The organism is Maribacter taeanensis, from assembly GCF_047345145.1.
Lineage (GTDB): Bacteria > Bacteroidota > Bacteroidia > Flavobacteriales > Flavobacteriaceae > Maribacter_C.
The window spans coordinates 417,648-441,088 of the sequence record NZ_JBLFER010000002.1 but is presented as its reverse complement, the minus strand read 5'-3'; the positions used below and the strand labels follow the sequence as shown (position 1 = coordinate 441,088).

Genomic DNA, 23,441 nt, shown 5'->3' with positions numbered 1-23,441 from the left:
ATACGATTTTTGAAGTTTTAACATTTACAAAATTATCATGATTTCATGGTTAAATCGAGAAAAACAAACTAGTCTTTCCGAAGTATTTCTATCCTAGACCTATGTCCAAAATTATCTTAATAAAAAGCACAAAAAAACCCAACTAATTGAGTCAGGTTTTTGTTTATATCGAAATTTTCTATTTTTTATTTCGCTCAGAAAAATCGCGATGCTCAGTTTTCTCTAAATCCTCTTGAGATAAGGTTTTGAAATATTCAAATGTTTTACGCATTCCTTCTTCACGACCTACTTTGGGCTCCCAACCTAATATTTCTTTTGCTTTGCTAATATCTGGTTGACGTTGCATTGGGTCATCTTGAGGTAAATCTTTGTAAATAACCTTTTGCTTAGTTCCCGTAAGCTTGATAATCTCCTCTGCAAAGTCTCTAATCGTTATTTCATGCGGGTTTCCGATATTAACCGGTAAATCATAGTCGCTCATCAACAAACGATATATTCCTTCTATTTCATCATCTACATAGCAGAAAGAGCGGGTTTGAGAACCATCTCCAAAAACTGTAAGATCTTCTCCACGTAGTGCTTGTCCCATAAAAGCAGGGATTACACGTCCATCATTGAGTCGCATTCTTGGCCCATATGTGTTAAAAATACGTACAATACGCGTTTCTACGCCATGAAAACGATTGTAGGCCATGGTAATTGACTCTTGAAAACGTTTGGCTTCGTCGTAAACTCCTCTTGGACCTATGGTATTTACATTTCCATAGTACTCTTCTGTTTGGGGATGAACTAAGGGGTCTCCGTATATCTCAGAGGTTGAAGCAATTAATATTCTCGCGTCTTTTTCTTTAGCAAGACCAAGCAAGTTATGGGTTCCCAACGCCCCTACTTTCAAAGTTTGGATAGGAATTTTTAAATAGTCTATTGGACTAGCTGGAGAAGCAAAATGAAGAATGTAATCTAACTCTCCAGGAACATGAACAAACTTAGTAACATCGTGATGGTAGTACTCGAACTGCTCCAACTTGAATAAGTGCTCAATATTTTTGAGATCTCCAGTGATCAGGTTATCCATAGCGATAACGTGAAAACCTTCTTTGATAAACCGGTCGCATAAGTGAGATCCTAGAAATCCTGCTGCTCCTGTAATTAAAATTCGCTTCATGAATTCGATTGTTTGACTATGTAACGCTAGTAATTGGTAAAAATTGAGGTCAAAATTAATTTTAACGAAAAGATCCTCTAATTATTCTTGACGTATGTCAAAATACTATATTCCCCTTGAAAACAAGACTGTAGTAATGGTCTTAAAAATAATTCTCAAATCCAGTGTTATCGACTTATTCTTTATATAATAAAAGTCATATTCGAGTTTCTTTATAGAATCCTCAAGGTTTTCTCCATATTTATATTTTACTTGGGCCCATCCCGTAATTCCCGGTCGAATTAAGTGTCTTACATTATAAAATGGTGTCAACTTGTTCAATTCATCTACAAAAACCTTTCTTTCAGGCCTAGGACCAATAAATTGCATGTCTCCCCTCACTACAGAAATAATCTGGGGCAATTCATCAATTCTAAATAAACGAAGTACTCTACCAAAAGGAGTAATTCTACTATCATTCTTAGTAGCCATCTTTGCCCCCTTACTTTCGGCATTGACGACCATTGATCTGAATTTATAAATTTTAAACTCTTTAGCCCGCAAACCAACCCGCTTTTGGGTATAAAACAGGGGTCCTCTATTAAAAAACAAATTTAAAATCCATACAAAAGGAATGCTTAACACGAAAACTATTCCTACTAATAGCGATAGTGAAAAGTTCACCATGAAACTAAAAATTTTTTGTAAATATCGAATCTTCTTATTTCTCAATTGCAAAATTTCATAAAAACTATCATTATGAGATTTTATGGGGAGTGCTTCGTATGTACTTTCATAAAAAGAAGTAAATGAAATTACTTCTTTGCCCTTAAGAATAGACTTGAGAAGCATCTTTTCAAGACTACGTGGTAGATCATTATAGGTTTTGACATTTACAATCAAAGCATCTATTTTATCAGTTGCTGATAAAAAGAACTTCTTATTTACGGCCGAATCCTTCTGCATAGAATAGGTAAGCTTAACCTTGTAAAAGGTTTTCATATCTATTCCATTAATTACCTCAATATCATCGTTTAAACTTCCATATGTATTTTCATCATATAGGTATAAAACATTTTTGGTGTCAGGAATAATGTCAAAAACATTTCGAAAAAAAAGTCGCCAACCTCCTATTTGTATGGGTGTAAGTATCAAAAAACACAAAAGAGGAATTCGCCAAAAACTTACATCGAAAACGATTACCGAAAAAATGAAGACTACAAAAACATATATAAAACTGATGTACAGTGATTGTGATACGATATATCTCTTCTTAGAAATTTTTCCGAGATTATATGATTCCAGTACGTATGCTAAAATCAGGTATGCTAGAATACCAAAACCAAAGATACCTACCTTAAGACGTAGCGAAATAAATTCCGCATCAATTGCAAAATTGATAAATACGTTGAGCGAGGCGATGACAATAACTAGATCACCGATAAACAAGATAAACTTGCGTTCAACTGAATTTAGTATGGATGGTCTTGGCATGGTGAAATTAACCTATTCTTGTGCTCAAAAATAGGTCTTCAATTTTAAAACAATGGCTGAAAGTAGATAAAATGAAGATTTGAGCCACGATAACCCTTCAACTTCACGATAAATTTGCCATTCATACTTCAGCAAATCTATTTTGTTCGCAGAAATAGAATCGTTACCTGTGCGGTAGCTGGCAAGATATTCATTCAAACCATACCCATTGGTTTTTTTTAATAACTTTAGCCAAAGGGCATAATCTTGACGTTTTCGAATAGAAGGCATGTATTGTTTTTCGAAAAAATGAGTGTCATATATTACAGTTAAACAACCTATAGGGTTTTTGTAAAGCGCCTTCTTGTAAGTCAAAAAGGACTTGGCTTTTACTTTTTTGGAAAGTTTTTGACCCTTTTCATCAATAACATCATAATCCGTGAACGTAAAGTGATACCCATTCTTTTCCATAAAGCTCAGCTGCTTTTCCAGTTTTTCTGGATGCCATAGGTCATCACTATCTAAAAAGGCTATATAGCGACCTTTAGCTAAGGATATGGCTTTATTTCTGGCAATACCTGCCCCACTATTCCTCTCGAGACGATGGTACTTTATTCTGGGGTCTTTAGCCAGATAGGATTTGATAATGGATTCACTAGCGTCTGAAGAACAATCATCGACTAAAATGTGTTCCCAATTGGAGTAGGTTTGCGATACTACAGATTCTAAAGTATCTGATATATACTTTTGTGAATTAAAAACAGGAGTAATAATGGAAACGAGTGCATTCATAACTAAAATCAAAGCTAGTAATTATATGACACTATATAATCACTATGATTTCGATTAATACCCCCTAAAAGCTTTTTAAATTTTCAACGATCAAATGCCCTGTATTGCCTTCTCCATATAGTTTCATGCTAAAATCTATTGAAGCAGTCTTAATTTGATTGTAAATTGCAACGATTTTTTCTTTGTTGGAGCCCGCTAAAAAATTCACCTTATTATGAAGAAGCTCCACCCATTCGGTCTCTTCTCGAACCGTAATACACGGTTTTTTAAAGAAAAAAGCTTCTTTTTGAAGACCTCCACTATCGGTAACTACACAACTACAATTTGAAAGTAACCAAATCATTTCAAAATAACCAACAGGTTCTAAAATTTGGATATTGCTATCAGGCCTAATCCCAAATACTTCTAATTTCTTTATTGTTCTTGGGTGCAAAGGCAAAATCACTTTTCGGTGTTGTGCAATTTTCTTTAAAGCCTCGAAAATAGAAGTTAGTTTCTCTTTGTCATCCGTATTTTCCTGTCGATGAATCGTTGACAATACAAATTCGGTATCAGGAACTACATTTTCGGGGCGTTTCTGTCGGTCCGTATAATAAATTGCAGCATCATACATCACATCACCACATTGTACTTGTGTAATATCCAATGCATTATACCCTTCATTATTTAAGTTGTCAATTGCAGTCTGTGTTGGACAAAAGAGAATATCACTTATTCTATCCGTTAAAATACGGTTGATTTCTTCAGGCATTTTCATGTTAAACGAGCGCAAACCAGCCTCAACATGTGCAACTTTGATGTGTAATTTTTTTGCAGCTAATGCTCCGGCTATTGTAGAGTTCGTATCACCATATACTAAGACCCAATCTGGCTTTTCTTGTAACAAAATTTCTTCGATTCCAACGAGCATTGCGCCTGTCATGGCCCCATGAGATAGGCTATTAATGTCTAAATTATAGTGTGGTTTTGGAATATTCATTTGACTAAAAAAAACATCGCTCATGTTTTCGTCAAAGTGCTGGCCTGTATGAACTATTACTTCTTGTATTTCTTTGGTATCGCTTTGGACATTATGTTCCACAATTGCTCTGCTTACTACGGCGGCTTTTACGAATTGAGGCCTAGCTCCTACAATAGTGATTATTTTCATCAGAAATACGAGTTGATTGTCTACCTTTTTGAGGTTCTAAACTAATTATAATTAGCGATTTAAGTTCTTTAAATAGGTAAAATGCACATTAATAAGACAGGTAGCAACTCAGGTTTAAGGGAAGGTAAAATTAAACTCTGACACGCTCGTAAAATGCCATCAGCTTTTTCTCTTCCTTTGACCAATTGAATTTTTCCAAAACTGCTTTTCTTCCATTTTGTCCCATTTGCTCAGCCTTTCTTTTGTCCTCTATCAAAAGACTTATCGCATTTGAGATCGCTTTCGGGTCTTTTGGATCGACAAACAAAGCACAGTTTTCTTCTTCAATTAGTTCTCTCCAATATTTAAAATCAGAGGCGATTACGGGAATACCAGCAACCATATATTCAAACATTTTGACTGGGATGCTGTCTAGGTAACTTTGAGTTGGTTCCAAAAGAACTAAACCTGCCTTAGATTTTAAAAGTGTGTTTCTGACCTCTTCTCTATTCAGAAAACCTAGCTCTTGAACATTTGACCAACCCTTACTTGAGGTTGTTTGATTTCGCAAGGCTTCGTTTTCAAATTTACCCCCTAATAAAAGTTTGGTGTCATTCTGATATTGCATAGCATCGACCATGCCCAAAATACCTCTTACCTTCGTTATAGCCCCTACATAGCAAACTGCATTTTCTTTGGTGATGTTTTGTGAAGCGTTCGTTTCAAATTCTTGAAGATGTGGAAAATTACGTACTTGAACTACATTCCTATTATTTTTGAAAAACCTATTTTCTAAATTCGGGGTGACTGTAACAACTCCTGCTAGTTTAGCAACTATTCTATCCTCAAAACGTTCTATTAATCTGGAAAGAGGCTTTCTAAAAAGAGCTGGTATATAAGCTTTATCGAGTACCTGTCGCGGGACATCTTCATGCGAGTCATAAACCACAGTCTTGCCTAGCTTAATCAAACGAGAACCGCTTCTTAACAGTTCTGGGTCGTGAAAATGGTAAACTTCTGCGTCTACCTCTAATGCTCTCTTTAAAATCTTCTTGTGGTACGTTAATATTCGTTTTATTCTTCCTGATGGCTTACCAATATCTACGATTTTTACTCCATTCTTTTCTTCGTCTCCTTGTCCATCCGCGACTATTAAAGTAACATCGTATCCATTTTTAGCAAGACCGCAACATTCTTTGACAAAAATTCGGGTATCGTAACGAACATGAACGGTTGTTAGGTGGCAAATTTTTACTGGAGTTTTCAAATAGCAATCACAAATTTGGTTATAAATACCAAAGATACACCCAAACTAGAAATCTAAGGGTCATTAAAATGGCATGATTGATTGTTTAATCGCTAAATCAAAGATTAAAAAATAATTTACGATTCAATCTAATTTGGTTTTAACGTAAGCGTATCACTCACAACTAGAGGTTAGTGCTTCAAAACCTTCAACTCCGTTTACAGACTTAACTGTAATATTGTTATTCTTAAATTCTTCTGTTATGTCCTCATCTAAACAAAAAACAAATCTTTTCGGATCACCTTGCTGAAAAGCACTTCCATATTTTTCAAAGTCAACAGTGATTTCTAAATTGTTCTGCATATTAGTTCCATTTTGTACGCGAAGTTTAGAACCAGGCGGCACTGAATTTCGTTCACCTCCTGGAAACCAAAATTTGTAGTACAACTTATTAAGTTTTGAAAAACCAGATAAATCTAAAGTTTGAGGATCATACGACGGGAAAGGGGAATAGTATTGATAATCAAAATAAAATTCCTCAATATCTAATAACGCTGGGTCGAAAAGCCAACCACCCGTTCCTAGTTCACCTCTTTTTTTGAAATAGAAAAGTTTTTTCAGTTTGGGGCTATTGTTTTTTGTTATTCCTCTTAATGGTGAATGGAAAAGATGAAGCGATTCTAAATTCGATAAATTCTCAAGGTGCAATTGAGTATTATAAAGCAATGAAAATATAAAGCTAGCCTCATCTGATTCGTCACTACCAACATATGGTTCGAATTTTTCATATGAAGGATTTTCTTCTAAAAAATTCGAGTTATCCATCGTAATAGTTTCCTCTGTCGGATAGTTCACAATGCCAACAAAAGGGTTAGCGGTTCCGATTTTTTTTAGTTTCGGGCAGTTTGCCACCTCAAAATTAATATCGTTTGAATAGTTTATATAATAAAAACTCACATATAATTCCTCAAGGTTTTCTAGCTTCTCGATGAGGATTTTTAAAGGTTCATTCTCCTCTTTAAAACAAGTTCCACCATTATAGTTTTCATAATTAAAGTTGGTATTGTCTTCGGATAGATTCGGACGAATAACAAGTACTAATTTTTTTAAGCTTTTAAACTGTTCCAAACCTTCCAGTAAATTATTCTCTTCTAAATTATAATCAAATTGCCACTGACAATTTTCTTTAGAAAGCTTGTTCACATTTAATGTAAGTTTTAACTCTGTAAGTGATTCAATATCATTCTTGTCGATTTGACCTCCAAAATTGTCCTTTTGCTCAAGTAATGCGTCTATGATATGTGGGCTTTGAATGGTTGCCAAAACATCTGAATCGATTTCGCCATCATCTTTGGAGCAACCATTAATGATTATAAAGAATAAAAGAAAAAATGTAGGAATTTTAATATAACTCATATAGCAAAAACGGAGTTTCATTCTTGATATTGTTTGAAAAAACATTTGTTTTATAACGGAGTTAAAAAAAATAGTTCTCCCTATTAAGCAAGGAAAAGAAACAACATATTACCCCTAACTGAGGTTCATAAAATACCCATTACAATAGAGTAAATTTGAATAAAAAATTGACCAGACTTTTCTAAAACTATTAATACGCTTTAAAAAACTAAACAGGGTCAGAAAACTTAACCACCACCTGCCATGCATGTTTGCGTAAAAACGGCAACAAAGTAAAAAGAACTTTATCAAAACCGTTACAGAAATTAATAAGAAACTTAGGTTGTTTCTTTTTGAAGAGAATGGGCACGCCTAGTGTTGTCAAATAAAAATATTGCACATCTACCTTACCAAAATATTTTTTAGCCAATTTAAAGTCCGGCATTAAAAGTGGGTGTTCATCTTCAGTGCGTATGTCAGGAGTTTTATCGCGAAACCCATTAATCAACGGGTTATGCCCTAAAGGTTCTATAAAAATTCCCGTGCCTTCTTTTTTTAGTTTTCTGGCAATACTTTCAAAAGACTTGTCTAAATCAAGGTGGTGCAAAATGCCTGTGCCATAAATAACATCAAAATAATTGTCTTCAAATGACATATCTTCTGCATTCATTACTTGATAATCGATATCAAGATTCTCTTCTTCGGCCTCCTTTGTCAAAAAATCAATGGCGTAATCAGAAATATCAATACCGTGAACCTTTGCTCCTAATCTCGCCAATCTAGTTGATCGACCCCCTTTCGCCATACCACAGCCATATTCTAAATATACTTTGCCTTCTGGTTTTTCAAAAACAAAGCCTTCATAGGCATCATGAATGGCATCATTTATAGCATAAAACCTACCAACTTCTTCCGTTCTTTTTTCAGTTTCAAAAATCTCATTGTGAAATTTTTGTTCATCTTCTAGCCTTTTTTCGATTGTCTTACTCATGCTTTACCACTTAATTACTGGTCAAAGATACCCAAAAAACCTTTCGCTCGTGCGGTTTTACTTACGAAGGCCTCTAAAGTTCAATTATTTTCTGTTGAGCAAGAAAATTGAAACTAACAAAAGTGCCAAAGCACCATGCGTCAGAAATACTGTAAAAAGAGAAGAGCTAATGAATGAAAAAATAACCAAGAAAAACAAACCAAAATACTTGGGCGAAATCTTAAGATTATTCAACAACATGAAATAAGTTGACACCAAAATAATATTAATTGCTACCCCAAAAGACCCCATATTCATGAATCCTTCAGAAACCAGCCCATTGTTCGCTGATACATCTGCCCTATTGAAATAGGCTTCTCCTATCAGATTTGTAGATCGCATCTCAAATGGGTATTCAACAAAACGTTTTAAAATCGATTCTGACCAATATATCGGTTGACCATCAAAGAAATCTAAATAACAAATATCAAGTAAGGTAGGTATGAAATGAATACGTCTAAATGATAAAATCCATGGGTAATCATAGCCTACCAAGGCGAATAGCATACACCCCAAAATAGCAATGCTAGAATACTTTGCAATATAATTAACCCCTTGTGCAAAACTAAAACGGTAAAAAATTAATACCACCAAAAGACCAGCATATACGGTTTTATGTGCTCCAAAAAGATAAAATAATATGAGATAAAGTACACCGACGATCACCCAAACCTTCTTTTTAAGTTCAAGGGCAAACAAAATAATTAACGGAATAATGATTTTCGTAAATAATGAATAGGTATATCCAAAATAAGGGTTGCTTAATTTGCCCATTATGGCCCTTGTCTCATACACATCGAGAAGAAGTAAGTTTTTTAAATTGATGTGAGGACCATATATCAAAAGATAGGGTAGCGTGCCGATGGTTGTAATTAAAAGCAATAAATACAATGCCTGCTTCTTTTTAAGAACCGGGATATTATCGAAATTAATCTTCACTTTTGATAGTAAATATAATCCTATAAAAAGCCCCTGATGGTACCCCAATAGTCTGAACGGATAAATTCCTTTAGAGGTGAAAGCAATAAGAGAAGGGATTGTCAGCAAAACAAAAAAGATTGACAATACAATAAAAGCAAGCCTAGTTTTTTTTACCCCTAATAATAAATAAAGATTGATAAGGAAAAGTATACTCGAAATTGAAAACCCTACAATAGAAAAATCAAAACTATGGCCTAATAAATCCTCTACATAAAGCCAATAAAAATAGGTTTTGATTTTATAATGGTATAACCCCATTAAGAGGAAGAAATACAAAATAAAGTAATGTGATGTGGTTAGTTTGAGTTTCATTTCTTAACTAACCCTCCTTTCGATGCTGAAAAAATGAAACAAACCAAAAACGAAAAAAAGGAAATGCCAGAAAAGCGATTGAATAGCCCTTCAAACATTGAATTTATTAACAAAATAAACACAAAGGTCAATAACAAAGGGGCTGACTTGAAATTTCCCAATTCTTGCCTAAGAAGTATATAGAATAGGCTAAACAGCAGAAGTACTGCTAAAAATCCATTCTCTAACCAAGACTGTAACCATAGGTTGTGTGCATTGTAACTATCTTTTAAAGGATAAATATATCCCTTCTCCTGATATTTCTTATTTAAGGCAACTTGCGTTTCAGCGTACCCATAACCAAACATTGGTTTTTCTTTAATTAGGGCAATTGCAGCGTCCCAACTAAGTAATCGGGTTGCGAGCCCATATCTTGCTTCTTTGTTCACCACTGCTTTTCCTTTTGCCAAATTTACTACTCCCATTTTAACCCTTGGGTTAAAAAGAACAAATGCTAATAGAATAAGGATGAAGGCAGAAAGGCCAATTAGCTTTTTTCCACGATGTGCGTTCCATGTCCAAACCTTAATACCTAATATCAAGGTCAAAACGATAAAACTGGCTTTATTAGAAACCAGGAAAATAAAAAAGATAAAAACACTTAGAAGAACTACTCGAAGTCTGGAAGAGAATAAATGCTTGTTAAAAAGCAAAATAGCGATACCTGTACAAAGATACATTGCAAAGTAAACGGTTTGATGAAATATGGATAGGTGTCTCCCAAAAAAATAATTGCCTCCATAGAGAATAGATTCCATAAAACCCTTGTCTTGCAATACATTCGGTTGAAAAACTAAATTTGTTCCTTGCCATTCGATTGAATTATAAAATGCCACCCCCAAGCAGAGTAAAGACGCAGCTAGCAAACCCCAAACTAGAAATGTCAATATAGTATTACGTTGTCTTGTATTGTAGGTGTGAAGAAAAAAAAGTAAGGGGAAGGCCAAAAATGAGAGCTTGTATTCCAAAAACCTAAAAGAAGCTATTTCTGAAGTAAAAAAACCCATAAAATACATGATATAAAGAATTGGTAGCAGCCATAAATAACGACTCTTATGCACCAAATTTCTTTTAAAACTTACTAATGAAAGTACCACCCAAATGATCAAAGATACGTTCACTATCTTTTGAGGAAAGGGAATCAAAAATATATAAATAAGGGCACCAAAGTAATACCCGTTATGTTTTAGTTTGTTCAACTTCATAAATTATTAAATACCTTCTTTAATTTCATTTTTTTAAGCAATAAATTTAAAATTGAGGAAAAAGGATCACGGTTCAAATTCAAACTTGCTATTCTTTGACCAAATTGATTCTTTTTTTTATTATCTCAAGGAATGCTCTTTGATTAACAGGAGAAATTAGATCATTCGTAACACTGGTATTTTCCAAATAAAGTATTTCTTTTTCTATACGCTTTTTCAAATCACTAGTCTCGTGATTCTTGCTTTCAGCTTTGACGAAATCACAACATAGAGCCATCAAATTATACCTGTGCTTAGTTGCTTCAAACCAAACAATATCTTCTTGCATTCTTTTTTTTATTTCATCTTCGTTAACCTGCTCGATTAAAGCTTTCCAAATAGGTTCTAAGCGAAGATGAATGCCTATTGACTCTTCCAGACCGATAAAATTAGCTTTGTATGTCGCCTCTTTATCATAATATATGCCATTTGGTATTTTTTGAAATCCTCCCTTTAAATACTTCGGAATAAACGATATCGCCTCTTCCTGAGAAAAGCGTGGTTTTGCCCAATAAACGTTTTGAAACAAAAATGAGCTTAAAGATTCAGCTTCGAAAATGCTTTTTGCATTGCTGACGGATAACGACATTTCATCATAGATTTCATTCCACTTTTTAGCAAATTTTCCATACCTGTTTTTAAAATACTTTTCGATAATTAGTTTTGCCTTCATTTTTGAAGGTTCATTCGGTCCTTTCCATCCAAATTCTGAAATTAGTGCATTTGTTAATTGCAATGGCCCAGGGTTTTCTTTTATCGCATGCATATAGCTATATAGGCCTCCCTTTTGGGGGAAGTAAAAATCCAAATTCTCTGCAAAATTTAAATGATCAGTTAGTGCAATGGCGCTATAATTGCTTTTGTTATTGTATGCCACAACACCATATTCGAAATTGGTCTTTTTTTGCCATTCATTAAAACTATCATGGAGCTTTTTATTAATATCACTTTGCTCTAGGTTCTTGTTAATCGGGTACGACCAATCTCTTGTGCTTGGATAAAAAATATGAATATAATCTAGCTCCTCAAGTTTTTTAATCATTGCCGTATTACTTGGTGCTTCAAGTGTCAAATGATACGAAATACCGGCTAAAATCACTCTTCTCTTCAAAGTACCTTCCTCATATGCACTTTTTAAATGCTGAGCTAATACTCCATAAAATGACAATAAAGTGTCCGAAAAATTACCTGCCGCCTTTGCTATTTCACTTTGATCTAAACGTCCATTTCTTCTGTCAGCAGGCCACACATTCAAAATATCTACATGGGCGAGATCGCCTTTGGTCAATCTGAATAAAATCTTTTTAGCAAAATATTCCGCCGCTTCAACATTGGCGTAAGAGGGGTTGGTATAATTTCCTTTGGAGTTCACCGGTAAGCGTTCGTTTTTGTACAGCGCATACCATTCAGGGTGTTTCTCAAACAAACCCGGTCTTGAAAATTCTTCTTGAATCAAATTATGTTCTCCACCCCAAATTTTTATTCCCAACTTTTTTGCAAGATATGGCGCTACTTTTCCTGCAATATTAAACCGATTTCTAGCTAACCAAACCACTCGCTTTTCAGATAAGTAATCCTCTGAGAACGTCCAAAACCCTCTAAGGTTAATAAAAGGGCTTTTGGAAGATTCGATATGGATCTTCTTTACATTGCCTTTTTTAGGGACAATTGTTTCATCTGGGTTATACCATTCAAAGCCAATTTTTTTTAAAACTTCGTAAGAACCATACAAAAGACCTATTCTGGTATTCGCTGTCACGAAGAGCGTCCGTTTGTACGGTACTATTGAGAAGCCTTGATCGCCCAAAGTTTCATAATTAACTTGGGAAGCGGCTACAGGATGATTTGATGAAAAACTTTCTTTTAAAAGAAGTACAATACTTTTATCAACCTTGTTTTTGTTGTAGTTACTTATTGTTGCATTCTTTCCCAACAACTCGTAATGCTTTTTTAATTCAAAAGCAGCATATGCCCCAGTTATAGCGTTTGCTTTTTCGAAATCAGTATCCCAATTGATATTTTTTTCGTCATTAAGAGCTTCTTGAAAGTTGGCATAGGAATATAGTTGAACAGCAATCTTCAAGTAAATTCCCTTTGTTTCATATTCATTTGCATTAATAGGAGTTACTAACGCTGATAAGATTAGAATACACGTTAAAAATAAAGGAAACCTTATTTGCATAGGCATTTAATTAAAAGGAACAAAAAAACCTTGATTTAGTTACAAGCTAAAAAGAGAAACCCTAGGCCCACTAAAAAGGCTCATTTTCATTCAAAACTTCGTTCCTAAATAACTTTCGAATCTTTTAATGTTTTATATTGCAATACTAAGTATATTCCATAAAGAATGCACTCGTGAACCACGTAAACAAACAAAAGTTTTTCAACTGAGAATTTTAAAAAGCTAGCACAAATGATTAATGTAGCAAAGGTGCTAATAAAATATAAAACTTGCCATTTCGAAGCGGTACGCAAGGTATTCGTTGCATTAAAAATAGATGATAATGGACTGGCCACGAGTTTGACTACAAAACTAAATGCCAAAATAGAGGCAAATAGACCTGATCTCTCCCATTTTTCACCAAAAACAAAACCAAAAAGCGGTTCGCCGAAAAGATATAGTACTAGACAAATAGGTATGCCCATAATAATAAGAGCTAACGCCGATTTTCTAAAAAAAGCAAGCGCTTCATGATGTCTTTTCTCATTCATCAAAGCTGCAATTTTTTGATAAAAAACATCTTTGTACGAGGCTCCTATAAGAGCTAACGGAGCACTCAATACCATCAAAGTAAGTCCAAAATATCCTAAATCATCGGTGGTGTAATATTTGGTAAGAATCAAGACCAATGCTTGAAGCGAAATAGTATTTAAGAAAGCAGGCCAAATACCGAATTTTGGATAATCAATATATGTTTTTGCAACTGACTTCAAACTTCTAAAAGGAACCAGGCTAAATCGCGTTCTAGACTTTTTAGATAGAAATAACCAGGAGATACAAATTCCGCTGATTTTAGCTATTACCAAGCCATACAGCCAAATTTTTGAAAAGCCTAAGCCAATTGCTGTAACAATATACCCGATTGCTTGTAAGACCTTTGCAATAGCATTTGTCTTGAAGGTTTTGTGTCTAATTGAAACATTAATGTAGGCGCTCCAAATACCAAAAAATAAAACATAAAGTGGCACATAGTACAATACACTGCTTAAATTCTCTGGAAAAAAACTATGGAAAAGTGGAAGGAAAAGTGCAATTGCAATTGCATAAAGAATAGTCAAGTAAACACTAAGAACAAAGATTTTATTTGCATCTTTCTCCTCTTTTGGTAAAACCAAGGCTAGATGATATTTTCCGCCTGCTGCAACTCCAAATATACTTGCTACAGCAAAAAATGAAGTGTATGTGGCAAAATCATCTTCTGTAAAAAGACGTGTTAATAGGGGTGTAGCTAAAAAAGGTAATGCTTGGGCTACAGCAGTGCCCAGAATTTGAGAAGATACGTTTCTTGAAAATTCCGACTTCGAAAATTTAGACCAAATTTTTAATAACAAATTAATCTTTGATTTCTTTAGTATTAAATAAGACCTCTTAGAAGTACAGGTTTTATGCTGTATCTATTTTGCAAAAGAGTGATACTCCCCTTTCAAACCAATTGGCTCGGTGTTACGAATATTGTGTACAATTTCGATTGCCGTTCTCGCTGCGGTAAGACCATACCCTTTACCTGCAAGAATATCTTTATACACCATAGTATGCAAATCAGTAAAACCGCCACTAAACTCTAGTTCCTCGCCATCAATTGTGATCGATCTAAAAGTAGTTTGTCCTTTTTCTCTAATTTCTTTCGGAAGATATTCTGAATTAATCGACAAGAACCAACGTACCCTAGCATTCTCAAATTCTAAATATCCCGCTGCGCGGTCTTCCTCATGAATATGTACGATATTCTCTTGGACATCACCAAAAATCCAAGAGAGCATATCATAAAAATGTACCCCTATATTGGTGGCTATACCGCCCGACTTACTATGATCTCCCTTCCACGAAGTATGATACCAATTTCCCCGAGAGGTCAAATACGTTAAATCTACTTCAAACTTGCTATCCTTTTTTGAATTCTTGACTTTTTCTTTTAAAGCAATGATACTTGGGTGCACGCGTAGCTGAAGAATGTTATATATCTTTTTGCCTGTATTTTTCTCTACATGCAGCAATTTATCAATATTCCAAGGATTCAAAACCAGAGGTTTTTCGCAAATAGCATCTGCACCACTTCGTAAAGCAAACCGCATGTGTGCATCGTGCAAATAATTTGGTGAACAAATACTTACATAATCCAGTAAGGTATTTGATTCGTATTTCAACTTTTCGATATGACGGTCAAACCGTTCAAATTCCACAAAAAAATCAGCCTTTGGAAAATAGGAGTCAATAACTCCTACGCTGTCTCCTTTGTCAAAAGCAGCAAGTAAATTATTATTAGTGTCTTTAATGGCTTTCATATGCCGAGGGGCGATATAACCCGCAGCTCCTATCAAGGCAAAATTTTTCATTAGTTGTTTGGTTCTAAATTCTTATTTAATTCGTTCAACTACATCATTCAAAAGCCGATATTCTTGCTTACTTTCTTCACATATAGCTAGTCCCTTATTATCAAACGCCAAGCGATGGCCATATTCACTTACCCATCCTATTTGCTTTGCAGGGTTTCCAACTAAAAGCGCATATTGCTTCACTTCTTTTGTTACCACCGCACCAGCGCCAATCAAAGCGTATCTCCCAATTGTATTTCCACAAATTATGGTGGCGTTTGCCCCTATCGACGAACCTTTCTCAACAATCGTTTCGACATAACTATCTCTGCGAACAATTGCGCTTCTGGGGTTTACAATATTCGTAAAAACCATAGATGGACCCAAAAAAACATCATCTTCGCATATGACTCCTGTATAGATAGATACATTGTTTTGAACCTTTACATTATTGCCTAAGATCACTTTCGGTGAAATGACAACATTTTGACCGATATTACATTTTTCGCCTAATTTGCAGCTAGACATAACATGTGAAAAGTGCCAAATTTTGGTTCCTTCCCCAATAGTGCATCCTTCATCAATAACAGCAGTTTCGTGTGCAAAAAAGTTAGTATCACTCATTTAAAATTCAGTTCAAAAAATTAACCCAGTATACTGTTTCTTGGTCTTTTGGCAAAAGTACGATAATTCTTAGCTCGTTCAAGCTTCACTTTATTTTGCAGTTTGTTTTCCTCAAGTATACGCTTCGTAAAATCATACCAAGTCATTGGTTCACCGTCAGTAAAGTGATGAATGCCATAGGCTTTGCTGTTTTTACGGAGCAGCTCTAAAATATATTTGGCTAGATTATTCGCATTTGTAGGGCAGCCAGTCTGTTCATCAGTAATTTGTAATAGTGTTTCTGTCTTTACTTTTTCTACAATAGTCTTGTAAAAGTTCTTTCCGAATTCAGAATATAGCCAAGAAGTGCGAATAATAAAATGTTCTTTTAGATTCCTCTGAATGTGCTTTTCACCAGCCAATTTAGACTTGCCATATTCGTTTATAGGATTTGTCTTGTCAGAAGTACTATATGGAGTTTCTTTCTCTCCATCAAATACATAGTCTGTGGATATATGAACAAGGCTCGTCAAGAACTCTGAGCAGGCCAAGGAAATAAGTCGTACCGCTTCGGAATTTACTTCAAAAGCAGGAATTGGCGTTTTCTCGGCTTGTTCTACATTAGTGTAAGCAGCACAATTAATACAATATTCAAAATGCGTCCTGGAAAACACCTCAGCAATTTGTTTCGGGTTTGTAATATCAAAAGTCTTTGAACCGTAAAAGGTAAATTCAAATTCAGGGTAATCCTTCGCTATCTTTTGAATGCATTTTCCCAATTGACCTTCTGAGCCAGTTACTAAAATTTTAGTCATGGGAATAGCTCTTTAAACTTGGATAGCTCTCTATCTTTTTGGCTTAGAATAACACTTTCCATAGGATATTCCCAATCTATTTGGAGTGATTCATCATTATACAATATTCCATTTTCAGAGGCCTGATGGTAATATTCATCGCATTTGTAAGCGAATATAGCTTCTTCTGAAAGCGTTAGAAATCCATGCGCCATACCTTTTGGTATAAAAAGCATCTTTTTGTTTTCTGTAGATAGCTTCAGTTTGAAATGTTGCCCAAAAGTTTCGCTTTTTGCTCTAAGATCAACTACTACGTCCAAGACCTCTCCACTTAAAACACGTACTAACTTTGATTGTGCATATTCCCCCATCTGAAAATGTAATCCACGAAGTGTTCCTTTTTTAGAAATTGATTGATTGTCTTGCACAAAATCAATTTCTCGATCAATAGCATTTTCAAATTTTTGTTTATTGTATGATTCAAAAAAAGAACCCCTATTATCTTTAAAAACCTTAGGTTCAATTACAAAACAGCCTTTTAATTTGGTTTCAATTACCTTCAACAGTTGCGGGTTTAAAGATCCAATAAATATTTTCCATAACCACTTTTTAAAAGTGGTTCGGCTAACAGGTGTAATTGTTCACCACTAATATAACCCATGTTGTAGGCTACTTCTTCAATTGCGCCCACCTTTAGACCTTGTCTTTCTTGAATTACTTCTACCAATTGAGAAGCCTGCATCAAGGAGCTAAAGGTACCCGTATCGAGCCATGCTGTCCCCCTGTCTAGAATACTTACTTTTAACTTTCCTTTTTCTAGATAAGCTCGATTCACGTCGGTGATTTCTAATTCTCCGCGCTTGCTAGGTTTAATGTTCTTTGCAATTTCAACAACAGTATTGTCGTAGAAATATATGCCTGGAACGGCATAATTTGATTTTGGCGCCTCTGGTTTTTCTTCTATCGATATTGCCTTGCCTTTTTTATCAAACTCCACTACACCATATCGTTCAGGGTCTTGAACATGATAGCCATAAATAACTCCTCCATCGGGATCATTGTTGGTCTGTAACAATTTTGCCAGGCCAGAACCATAAAAGATGTTATCTCCTAAGATAAGTGCCACTTTGTCTTTCCCTATAAAATCTTCACCAATAATAAAGGCTTCCGCTAAACCATTTGGACTTTCTTGAATAGCAAATTGAAAATTACATCCCAACTGAGAGCCATCACCAAGTAACTTTTTAAATAGCGAAGCATCTTGTGGTGTTGTAATAAACAAAATCTCTTGGATACCTGCAGACATTAAGGTGGCCAAGGGGTAATATATCATTGGTTTATCGTAAACGGGCATTAATTGCTTACTAACCGCAATCGTAATAGGGTGCAAACGTGTACCTGACCCTCCTGCTAGTATAATTCCTTTCATTTTATGCCATTTGATATTTGCTGCTGTACCAGGCAATCGTTTTTTCTATTCCAGAGTCAAAATTCTCATCAGATTGCCACTTCAATTCTCCTTGAATTTTACTGGCATCAATAGCGTAACGATAGTCATGACCTAAACGATCTTTAACAAAAGTAATTTGCTCGCCATAACCTCCCGTTTTCTTCGGTCTAAGCTTATCTAGCAAGCTACAAATTTTCTGAGCTATAAATAAATTATTATGTTCATTGTTACCTCCTATAGCATAGGTCTCTCCTGACCTTCCATTGGCAAAAACCAATTGAATTCCTTTGCAATGGTCCAAAACATAAAGCCAATCTCTCACATTTGTGCCATCGCCATATATAGGGATTTCTTCGCCATTCAAAGCCTTTCGAATAATAGTTGGAATCAATTTTTCATCATGCTGTTTAGGCCCGTAGTTATTTGAACAGTTGCTGGTTACTACATTTAACCCATAGGTATGAAAATAACTACGCACTAAGAAGTCTGAAGATGCTTTTGATGCACTGTATGGACTATTAGGCGCATAAGGTGTTTTCTCCGTAAAAAAACCTTCACTTCCTAAACTACCATAAACTTCATCAGTAGAAACGTGATGAAAGCGAGCTTTTTCAAAACCCTTTTTTGCTTGATTAGGTGCTTCTAACCAATGCTTCTTAGCAGCTTCTAAAAGAACAAATGTGCCCTCGATATTAGTTTTTATAAAGCTATCTGGACTTTCTATTGAATTGTCTACATGCGATTCGGCTGCGAAGTGTATCACTCCGTCTATTCGGTATTTTTTGAATAACTCTTCAACCAAAGTTCTATCACAAATGTCTCCTTCAATAAAATGATAACGGTCATTCTGAGCAACTTCACTCAAATTATTGAGGTCGCCGGCATATGTTAGTTTGTCTAAATTGACAATCTGAACTTCAGGGTTCTTTTTTAAATAAAATGGAATAAAATTACTGCCAATGAAGCCAGCTCCGCCCGTCACTAGAACACATTGATTTGTGAGTTCAATGTTCATTATTATTCTATTTCTTTTGATTTTCGATTGAGGTACTGTACAAAGGATAGCAAAAAGAATGCTCCAATTAAGAGTGAAGGAATTAAAAAATAAGTCTGATTGAAAAATGTCTTTTTCACTTCTTGTGTTTTTCCAAAATTCAAAATACTTAAAACGCCTGTTTGATGCGCCATTTCAATTTGTTTGTCCTCTATTTCTTTTGATAATACGTCTTTAAGGTTTAGCAAAGAAGGAACATTCAAGGTGTTCTCTTTTTCCATATATACCACACCCGTACCAGATTTTTGTTTTTCTGCTAGAAGTGCTTTCGAATAGTTGTCAACCAATTGATCTATTTGACCAATCAATACAGAGTTCTTATCAATACGTGATTTTGCATTCTTCTTATAAACCACTCTTAGCCCATTAAAATACTCATTGGCATTTATATAGCTCATAAGCTTCTGCACAATACCTGGCCCTTTTGTAGCATCTTTGTACGTAAACGTGATTTTATGGTCGATTACACTTTTCTCAGAAAGTTCTGAGCGAAGAATATCGATAACAAAACTTTCATCTTTAAAATTTTGAAGCACCTCCAAATATTTCATTTCATTCAGCACACTATCATCAGATTTAACTTCTTCATCTTCAATTGCTACAACTTCAATCTTAAAACCTTCGAGATCTTCTGTTGAAATATCTATTTCCCTGAAAAAATCTTCATTTTTTGAGGCAAGATTTGCTGAAACTTCATCTACTACATCGTACAAATAGTTTTTACTTTCAAAATTGGGTCTAACAATAACATCAGTTTTGAGCTTTTTTGATATGATTTGATTGAGCCCAAAACTAGCGGCAATACCTAGTAAAATGAGCCCAGCTAATTTGAACACATTCTTTCTTAAATAAATAAAAATGCCCAGAAAAAAATTCCCCAAGCTATGAAAGCCTTTGTTCACAAGCTTGAGCAGTTGACCAAGGTCAATTTCATCTGAAGAACTGATATTATTTGGATTTATATTGTCAGCCATGAGCTAAGAATTGAATAATTGGGTTAATATTTTGTCGGTAATTAAATAGGTTGGCTTTACTCCAGTTGTTCCTAAGCCCCCTGAGGCTAGTGTACTTCCAGTTTCAAGAGGGTTGTCAGATGCGTAATAGGCGTACCTCACTTTTACATCTTCCTTTATACTCTTACGTATTTTTGAGGCAGATTGTATCGCCTTTTGATAATGAACTCCTTCCATTTCTAATCCAATTACATTCCAAGTAGATTCATGAAAGAATTTTAAAATGTCTTTGTTCTGGAGAGAGGTTCCTAGAACAGTGACCATCGTTCCCTCAAAAACTTTTAAGCCATGCCCCTCAAAGTCTGCGGCACAAAGTTCATTTTCAAACGGATAGTTATCCGCTGTACCTTCGAATATATGCGCAGATGGAATCATTAGATCACCCTTTCCTCCTTCTAAAATTCCGGCTTTCCCCATAATTGAAACTGAAGCTATATTCAAGTAGGTTGCTCCCTTCTTTTTATTTCCAAAAGGTTTAAGCAATTCGTCAATCGTCTCATAAGCTTGCTCTCCAAAAGCATAGTCCATAACAAAGATAACAGGTTTTTCATTATCCGTTAACCCTGGTTTCAACGCATAGCAACAGGCATCCTTTCCTATTTTAGCCATGTCAAAAATCTGCACATCGATATTTGTTCCTGAGACATCATCAATCGAAATCATCCCGTTTTTCTTCGCCATAGTTTCAACCTTATCTCGCAAAACTTTATTACCTGAAGAACTAAGTGCTTCATATATTTCTAAGGAATCTGAATTCTGAAACTCCTTTGATAAGGCAGTTCGAGCAAACAATGAATTCATAACGCTATGCATATTTGCGCTTATGATATGAATTGGTCTTTTCAATAAGCCTTCCCTTTTTAAGGCTAATTTTATGGTGTCGGCCCAGCGTTCTCCGTGAATATGATGCCCAAGTCGTTCACGCAGTTGAGCGCTGAAAGTAATAACTCGCTTTTCGCCTGTAACCTCTTCTTCAATGGCAAGTTTACCCAACCACCAGATGATTTTCAAAAACCGTTCAGGGTTATTTTTGGTGGCAAATTTCTCATAAATCCATAGAACCTCTTCAAAACTCCTTCCTAGAATATTTGCTGTATGAATTAAGGCTACTTCTCGTTCTGCTTGACTTAACTCTTCTTTTTTAGCAGCGTCCTCCAGCTTTGTCCAATCACGAATGGTTTTGTCGGTATCTTCGATTAATACCCGCTTGCAAATTTTCTCAGACTCTACAAAAAGAAAGGTTAAGTGGGTAAGAATATCATAAATATCAGAGCGCCCTCTCGTAATCTCAATGTTCATCTGTTCATCATCGATGCGATAACAGTTTCGCCTTCTTTTTGGAGGGACAATCGGCTTGAAATGCGATTTTCCGTATCCTTCATCCGAAGTAAGGTTAATGAACTTACACTCCTCAATACCCTCAGGCAAACGTTCTAAAACATAGATAAGTCCATTGAACTCGGCTTTTTCCTCAGCAATTGTTCCGTAAATTTCAGGGCGTAATTGTAAAAGTGCATTTTTGAGTGATTCTCCTGAAACTCCTGTAGGTTTGTAAAATCCCCTATTAAACAAGTGGCGCATGGTGATATACAATCGCTCAATGGCATTGGTCGATTCTTGTGCGCGTGTGGTATTGATTGTTTTGCCCATGAAAGAATTTCGCTCAAAATTACAAATAAAAATCAGGTTTTGTTAACCCTAATTATTGTTGGCTTTTTGGAGGGAAAGCAAATCAGCCACTTTTCTATCATTGGCCAGACGTTGTACTTTGTTCTGCCCACCTAATTTTCCGATGGATTTCATATATCCTTGGAAGCCCCCTTTTTTAATGGAGGTGATTTTTAGGGTTTGCAGAATTTTGCCATCAATTAAATCAAAATAGTAGCTGTTTTGTCTTTGAAGCGAAATGTCAAGTATCTCAATAAATTTTTCTTTGTCGGATGGTTCTTTTTCGAATTCAACTAACCACTCATGAAAAGGAAGTTCTTCTTCTTCTGGAGTAATCTGGGGTGCTACGGTAAACTCATTCACCTGGGCATCAGTTTGCGAAATTGCCTCTTGCATTGCCTGCTCAACTTCTTTGGCAATCACATGTTCCCCAAAGGCAGATATGAAATGTTTAATTCTTCCAGAAACGATTATTTTATAGGGTTTAACAGAAATAAACTGAACGGTATCTCCGAGATTATAAGCCCATAATCCTGCATTGGTGGAGATAATCATGACATAGTTTACATTCAGTTCGACATCCTTTAAGGTAATGCGTTTCCGATTTTCTGCAAAGAATTCATCAGCTTTAACGAATTCATAGAAGATTCCAGAATTTAGAAGCAAAAGCATCCCTTTTTCCTTTTGGGAATTTTGATAAGCAAAAAATCCTTCGCTCGCCGGAAAAAGCTCAATACTGTCTACTTTTCTACCAATTAAATTTTCAAATTTTGACCTGTATGGCTCGTAATTGACGCCTCCATAAATAAACAGTTGAAAATTCTTAAAAAGTTCTCCTATGGGTTTGTTCGTCTTGTCATATAGCCTCTCAAAATACATTTGCACCCATGAAGGTATGCCTGCAATAACGGTCATATCTTCATTCTTGGTTTCCTCTACAATGGCATTTACCTTGGTCTCCCAGTCTTCGATGCAATTGGTTTCCCAACTAGGTAATCGGTTTTTCTGAAGATAGTTTGGAACGTAATGTGCAGAAATTCCGGATAAGCGGCCCATTTGAATTCCATTCTTTTCTTGCATTTCAGGACTTCCCTGCAAAAAAATCATCTTTCCATCAACAAAACTTACATTTCCGGTTTCATTGATATAATTCAAAATTGCATTTCGAGAAGCTTCTATTTGCTGTTTAATAGATTCTTTAGTAATCGGAATATATTTTGCTCCTGAAGTTGTGCCCGAAGTCTTTGCAAAGTAGAGCGGTTTACCAGGCCAAAGGATATTCTCTTTTCCCTGAACTACTTGCTCCACATAAGGTTTTAGTTCCTCGTAGTCTCGAATGGGAACGTTTTCTATAAAATCTTGATGCGAAGTAATCTCAGAAAATAAATGGTCTTTGCCAAACTTGGTTTCTGAAGCTTTGCCTATTAACTCTTTAAATGCGAGATCTTGCGTTTGAATAGGCTTTGTAGACCATCGCTCCGTTTTTTTGGCGATACTTTTTGCAAAAAACTTGGCGGCAATTGATTTTAAAGACATTGAAT

Annotated in this window: 20 protein-coding genes; all 20 read right to left on the bottom strand. The window is 35.3% G+C overall.

Features of this window, described 5'->3' with window-relative positions; genetic code table 11:
• Nucleotides 1-178: 178 nt before the first annotated feature.
• Nucleotides 179-1,165, bottom strand: a complete 987-nt coding sequence (locus ACKWCD_RS07730; RefSeq protein WP_413983367.1) for a UDP-glucuronic acid decarboxylase family protein — start codon at nucleotides 1,163-1,165, stop codon at nucleotides 179-181.
• A 105-nt stretch (nucleotides 1,166-1,270) separates the two neighbouring features.
• Nucleotides 1,271-2,638, bottom strand: a complete 1,368-nt coding sequence (locus tag ACKWCD_RS07725; protein ID WP_413983366.1) for a sugar transferase — start codon at nucleotides 2,636-2,638, stop codon at nucleotides 1,271-1,273.
• Between the two features lie 24 nt (nucleotides 2,639-2,662).
• Nucleotides 2,663-3,409, bottom strand: coding sequence for a glycosyltransferase family 2 protein (locus ACKWCD_RS07720; RefSeq protein ID WP_413983365.1), 747 nt, complete (start codon nucleotides 3,407-3,409; stop codon nucleotides 2,663-2,665).
• Nucleotides 3,410-3,473: 64 nt separating this feature from the next.
• On the bottom strand, nucleotides 3,474-4,559 hold the full coding sequence (gene wecB / locus ACKWCD_RS07715) for a non-hydrolyzing UDP-N-acetylglucosamine 2-epimerase (protein ID WP_413983364.1): 1,086 nt from the start codon (nucleotides 4,557-4,559) through the stop codon (nucleotides 3,474-3,476).
• A 130-nt stretch (nucleotides 4,560-4,689) separates the two neighbouring features.
• Complete coding sequence (locus ACKWCD_RS07710) at nucleotides 4,690-5,805, bottom strand: glycosyltransferase family 4 protein (protein WP_413983363.1); 1,116 nt, start codon at nucleotides 5,803-5,805, stop codon at nucleotides 4,690-4,692.
• Nucleotides 5,806-5,958: 153 nt separating this feature from the next.
• Complete coding sequence (locus tag ACKWCD_RS07705; protein WP_413983362.1) at nucleotides 5,959-7,221, bottom strand: hypothetical protein; 1,263 nt, start codon at nucleotides 7,219-7,221, stop codon at nucleotides 5,959-5,961.
• Between the two features lie 187 nt (nucleotides 7,222-7,408).
• Nucleotides 7,409-8,170 (bottom strand): class I SAM-dependent methyltransferase, encoded by a 762-nt coding sequence (locus ACKWCD_RS07700; RefSeq protein ID WP_413983361.1) that lies wholly within the window; start codon nucleotides 8,168-8,170, stop codon nucleotides 7,409-7,411.
• Nucleotides 8,171-8,254: 84 nt separating this feature from the next.
• Complete coding sequence (locus ACKWCD_RS07695) at nucleotides 8,255-9,148, bottom strand: hypothetical protein (RefSeq protein ID WP_413983360.1); 894 nt, start codon at nucleotides 9,146-9,148, stop codon at nucleotides 8,255-8,257.
• A gap of 350 nt (nucleotides 9,149-9,498) precedes the next feature.
• The gene (locus ACKWCD_RS07690; RefSeq protein WP_413983359.1) at nucleotides 9,499-10,299 is read right to left on the bottom strand and encodes an O-antigen ligase family protein; all 801 of its coding nucleotides are present in this window, start codon (nucleotides 10,297-10,299) and stop codon (nucleotides 9,499-9,501) included.
• 535 nt (nucleotides 10,300-10,834) lie between these two features.
• Complete coding sequence (locus ACKWCD_RS07685) at nucleotides 10,835-12,967, bottom strand: DUF4838 domain-containing protein (RefSeq protein ID WP_413983358.1); 2,133 nt, start codon at nucleotides 12,965-12,967, stop codon at nucleotides 10,835-10,837.
• Nucleotides 12,968-13,071: 104 nt separating this feature from the next.
• Complete coding sequence (locus ACKWCD_RS07680; RefSeq protein ID WP_413983357.1) at nucleotides 13,072-14,337, bottom strand: oligosaccharide flippase family protein; 1,266 nt, start codon at nucleotides 14,335-14,337, stop codon at nucleotides 13,072-13,074.
• A gap of 63 nt (nucleotides 14,338-14,400) precedes the next feature.
• Nucleotides 14,401-15,339: a Gfo/Idh/MocA family protein gene (locus ACKWCD_RS07675; protein WP_413983356.1), complete on the bottom strand. Its 939-nt coding sequence runs from the start codon at nucleotides 15,337-15,339 to the stop codon at nucleotides 14,401-14,403.
• Between the two features lie 21 nt (nucleotides 15,340-15,360).
• Nucleotides 15,361-15,942 carry an acyltransferase gene (locus ACKWCD_RS07670; protein WP_413983355.1) on the bottom strand — a complete coding sequence of 194 codons (582 nt, stop codon included), beginning with the start codon at nucleotides 15,940-15,942 and terminating at the stop codon, nucleotides 15,361-15,363.
• Between the two features lie 20 nt (nucleotides 15,943-15,962).
• Nucleotides 15,963-16,736, bottom strand: coding sequence for a dTDP-4-dehydrorhamnose reductase (rfbD, locus tag ACKWCD_RS07665; RefSeq protein ID WP_413983354.1), 774 nt, complete (start codon nucleotides 16,734-16,736; stop codon nucleotides 15,963-15,965).
• Nucleotides 16,733-17,278, bottom strand: a complete 546-nt coding sequence (rfbC, locus tag ACKWCD_RS07660; RefSeq protein WP_413983353.1) for a dTDP-4-dehydrorhamnose 3,5-epimerase — start codon at nucleotides 17,276-17,278, stop codon at nucleotides 16,733-16,735. The genes rfbD and rfbC overlap by 4 nt, the downstream gene beginning before the upstream one ends.
• Before the next feature lie 11 nt (nucleotides 17,279-17,289).
• Nucleotides 17,290-18,144 (bottom strand): glucose-1-phosphate thymidylyltransferase RfbA, encoded by an 855-nt coding sequence (gene rfbA, locus ACKWCD_RS07655; protein ID WP_413983352.1) that lies wholly within the window; start codon nucleotides 18,142-18,144, stop codon nucleotides 17,290-17,292.
• Between the two features lies 1 nt (nucleotide 18,145).
• The gene (gene rfbB / locus ACKWCD_RS07650) at nucleotides 18,146-19,180 is read right to left on the bottom strand and encodes a dTDP-glucose 4,6-dehydratase (protein ID WP_413983351.1); all 1,035 of its coding nucleotides are present in this window, start codon (nucleotides 19,178-19,180) and stop codon (nucleotides 18,146-18,148) included.
• 2 nt (nucleotides 19,181-19,182) lie between these two features.
• The gene (locus tag ACKWCD_RS07645) at nucleotides 19,183-20,193 is read right to left on the bottom strand and encodes a hypothetical protein (RefSeq protein WP_413983350.1); all 1,011 of its coding nucleotides are present in this window, start codon (nucleotides 20,191-20,193) and stop codon (nucleotides 19,183-19,185) included.
• 3 nt (nucleotides 20,194-20,196) lie between these two features.
• Nucleotides 20,197-21,882 (bottom strand): DUF6909 family protein, encoded by a 1,686-nt coding sequence (locus tag ACKWCD_RS07640; protein ID WP_413983349.1) that lies wholly within the window; start codon nucleotides 21,880-21,882, stop codon nucleotides 20,197-20,199.
• A gap of 48 nt (nucleotides 21,883-21,930) precedes the next feature.
• Nucleotides 21,931-23,436 (bottom strand): GH3 family acyl-acid amido synthetase, encoded by a 1,506-nt coding sequence (locus ACKWCD_RS07635; RefSeq protein ID WP_413983348.1) that lies wholly within the window; start codon nucleotides 23,434-23,436, stop codon nucleotides 21,931-21,933.
• Between the last annotated feature and the right edge of the window lie 5 nt (nucleotides 23,437-23,441).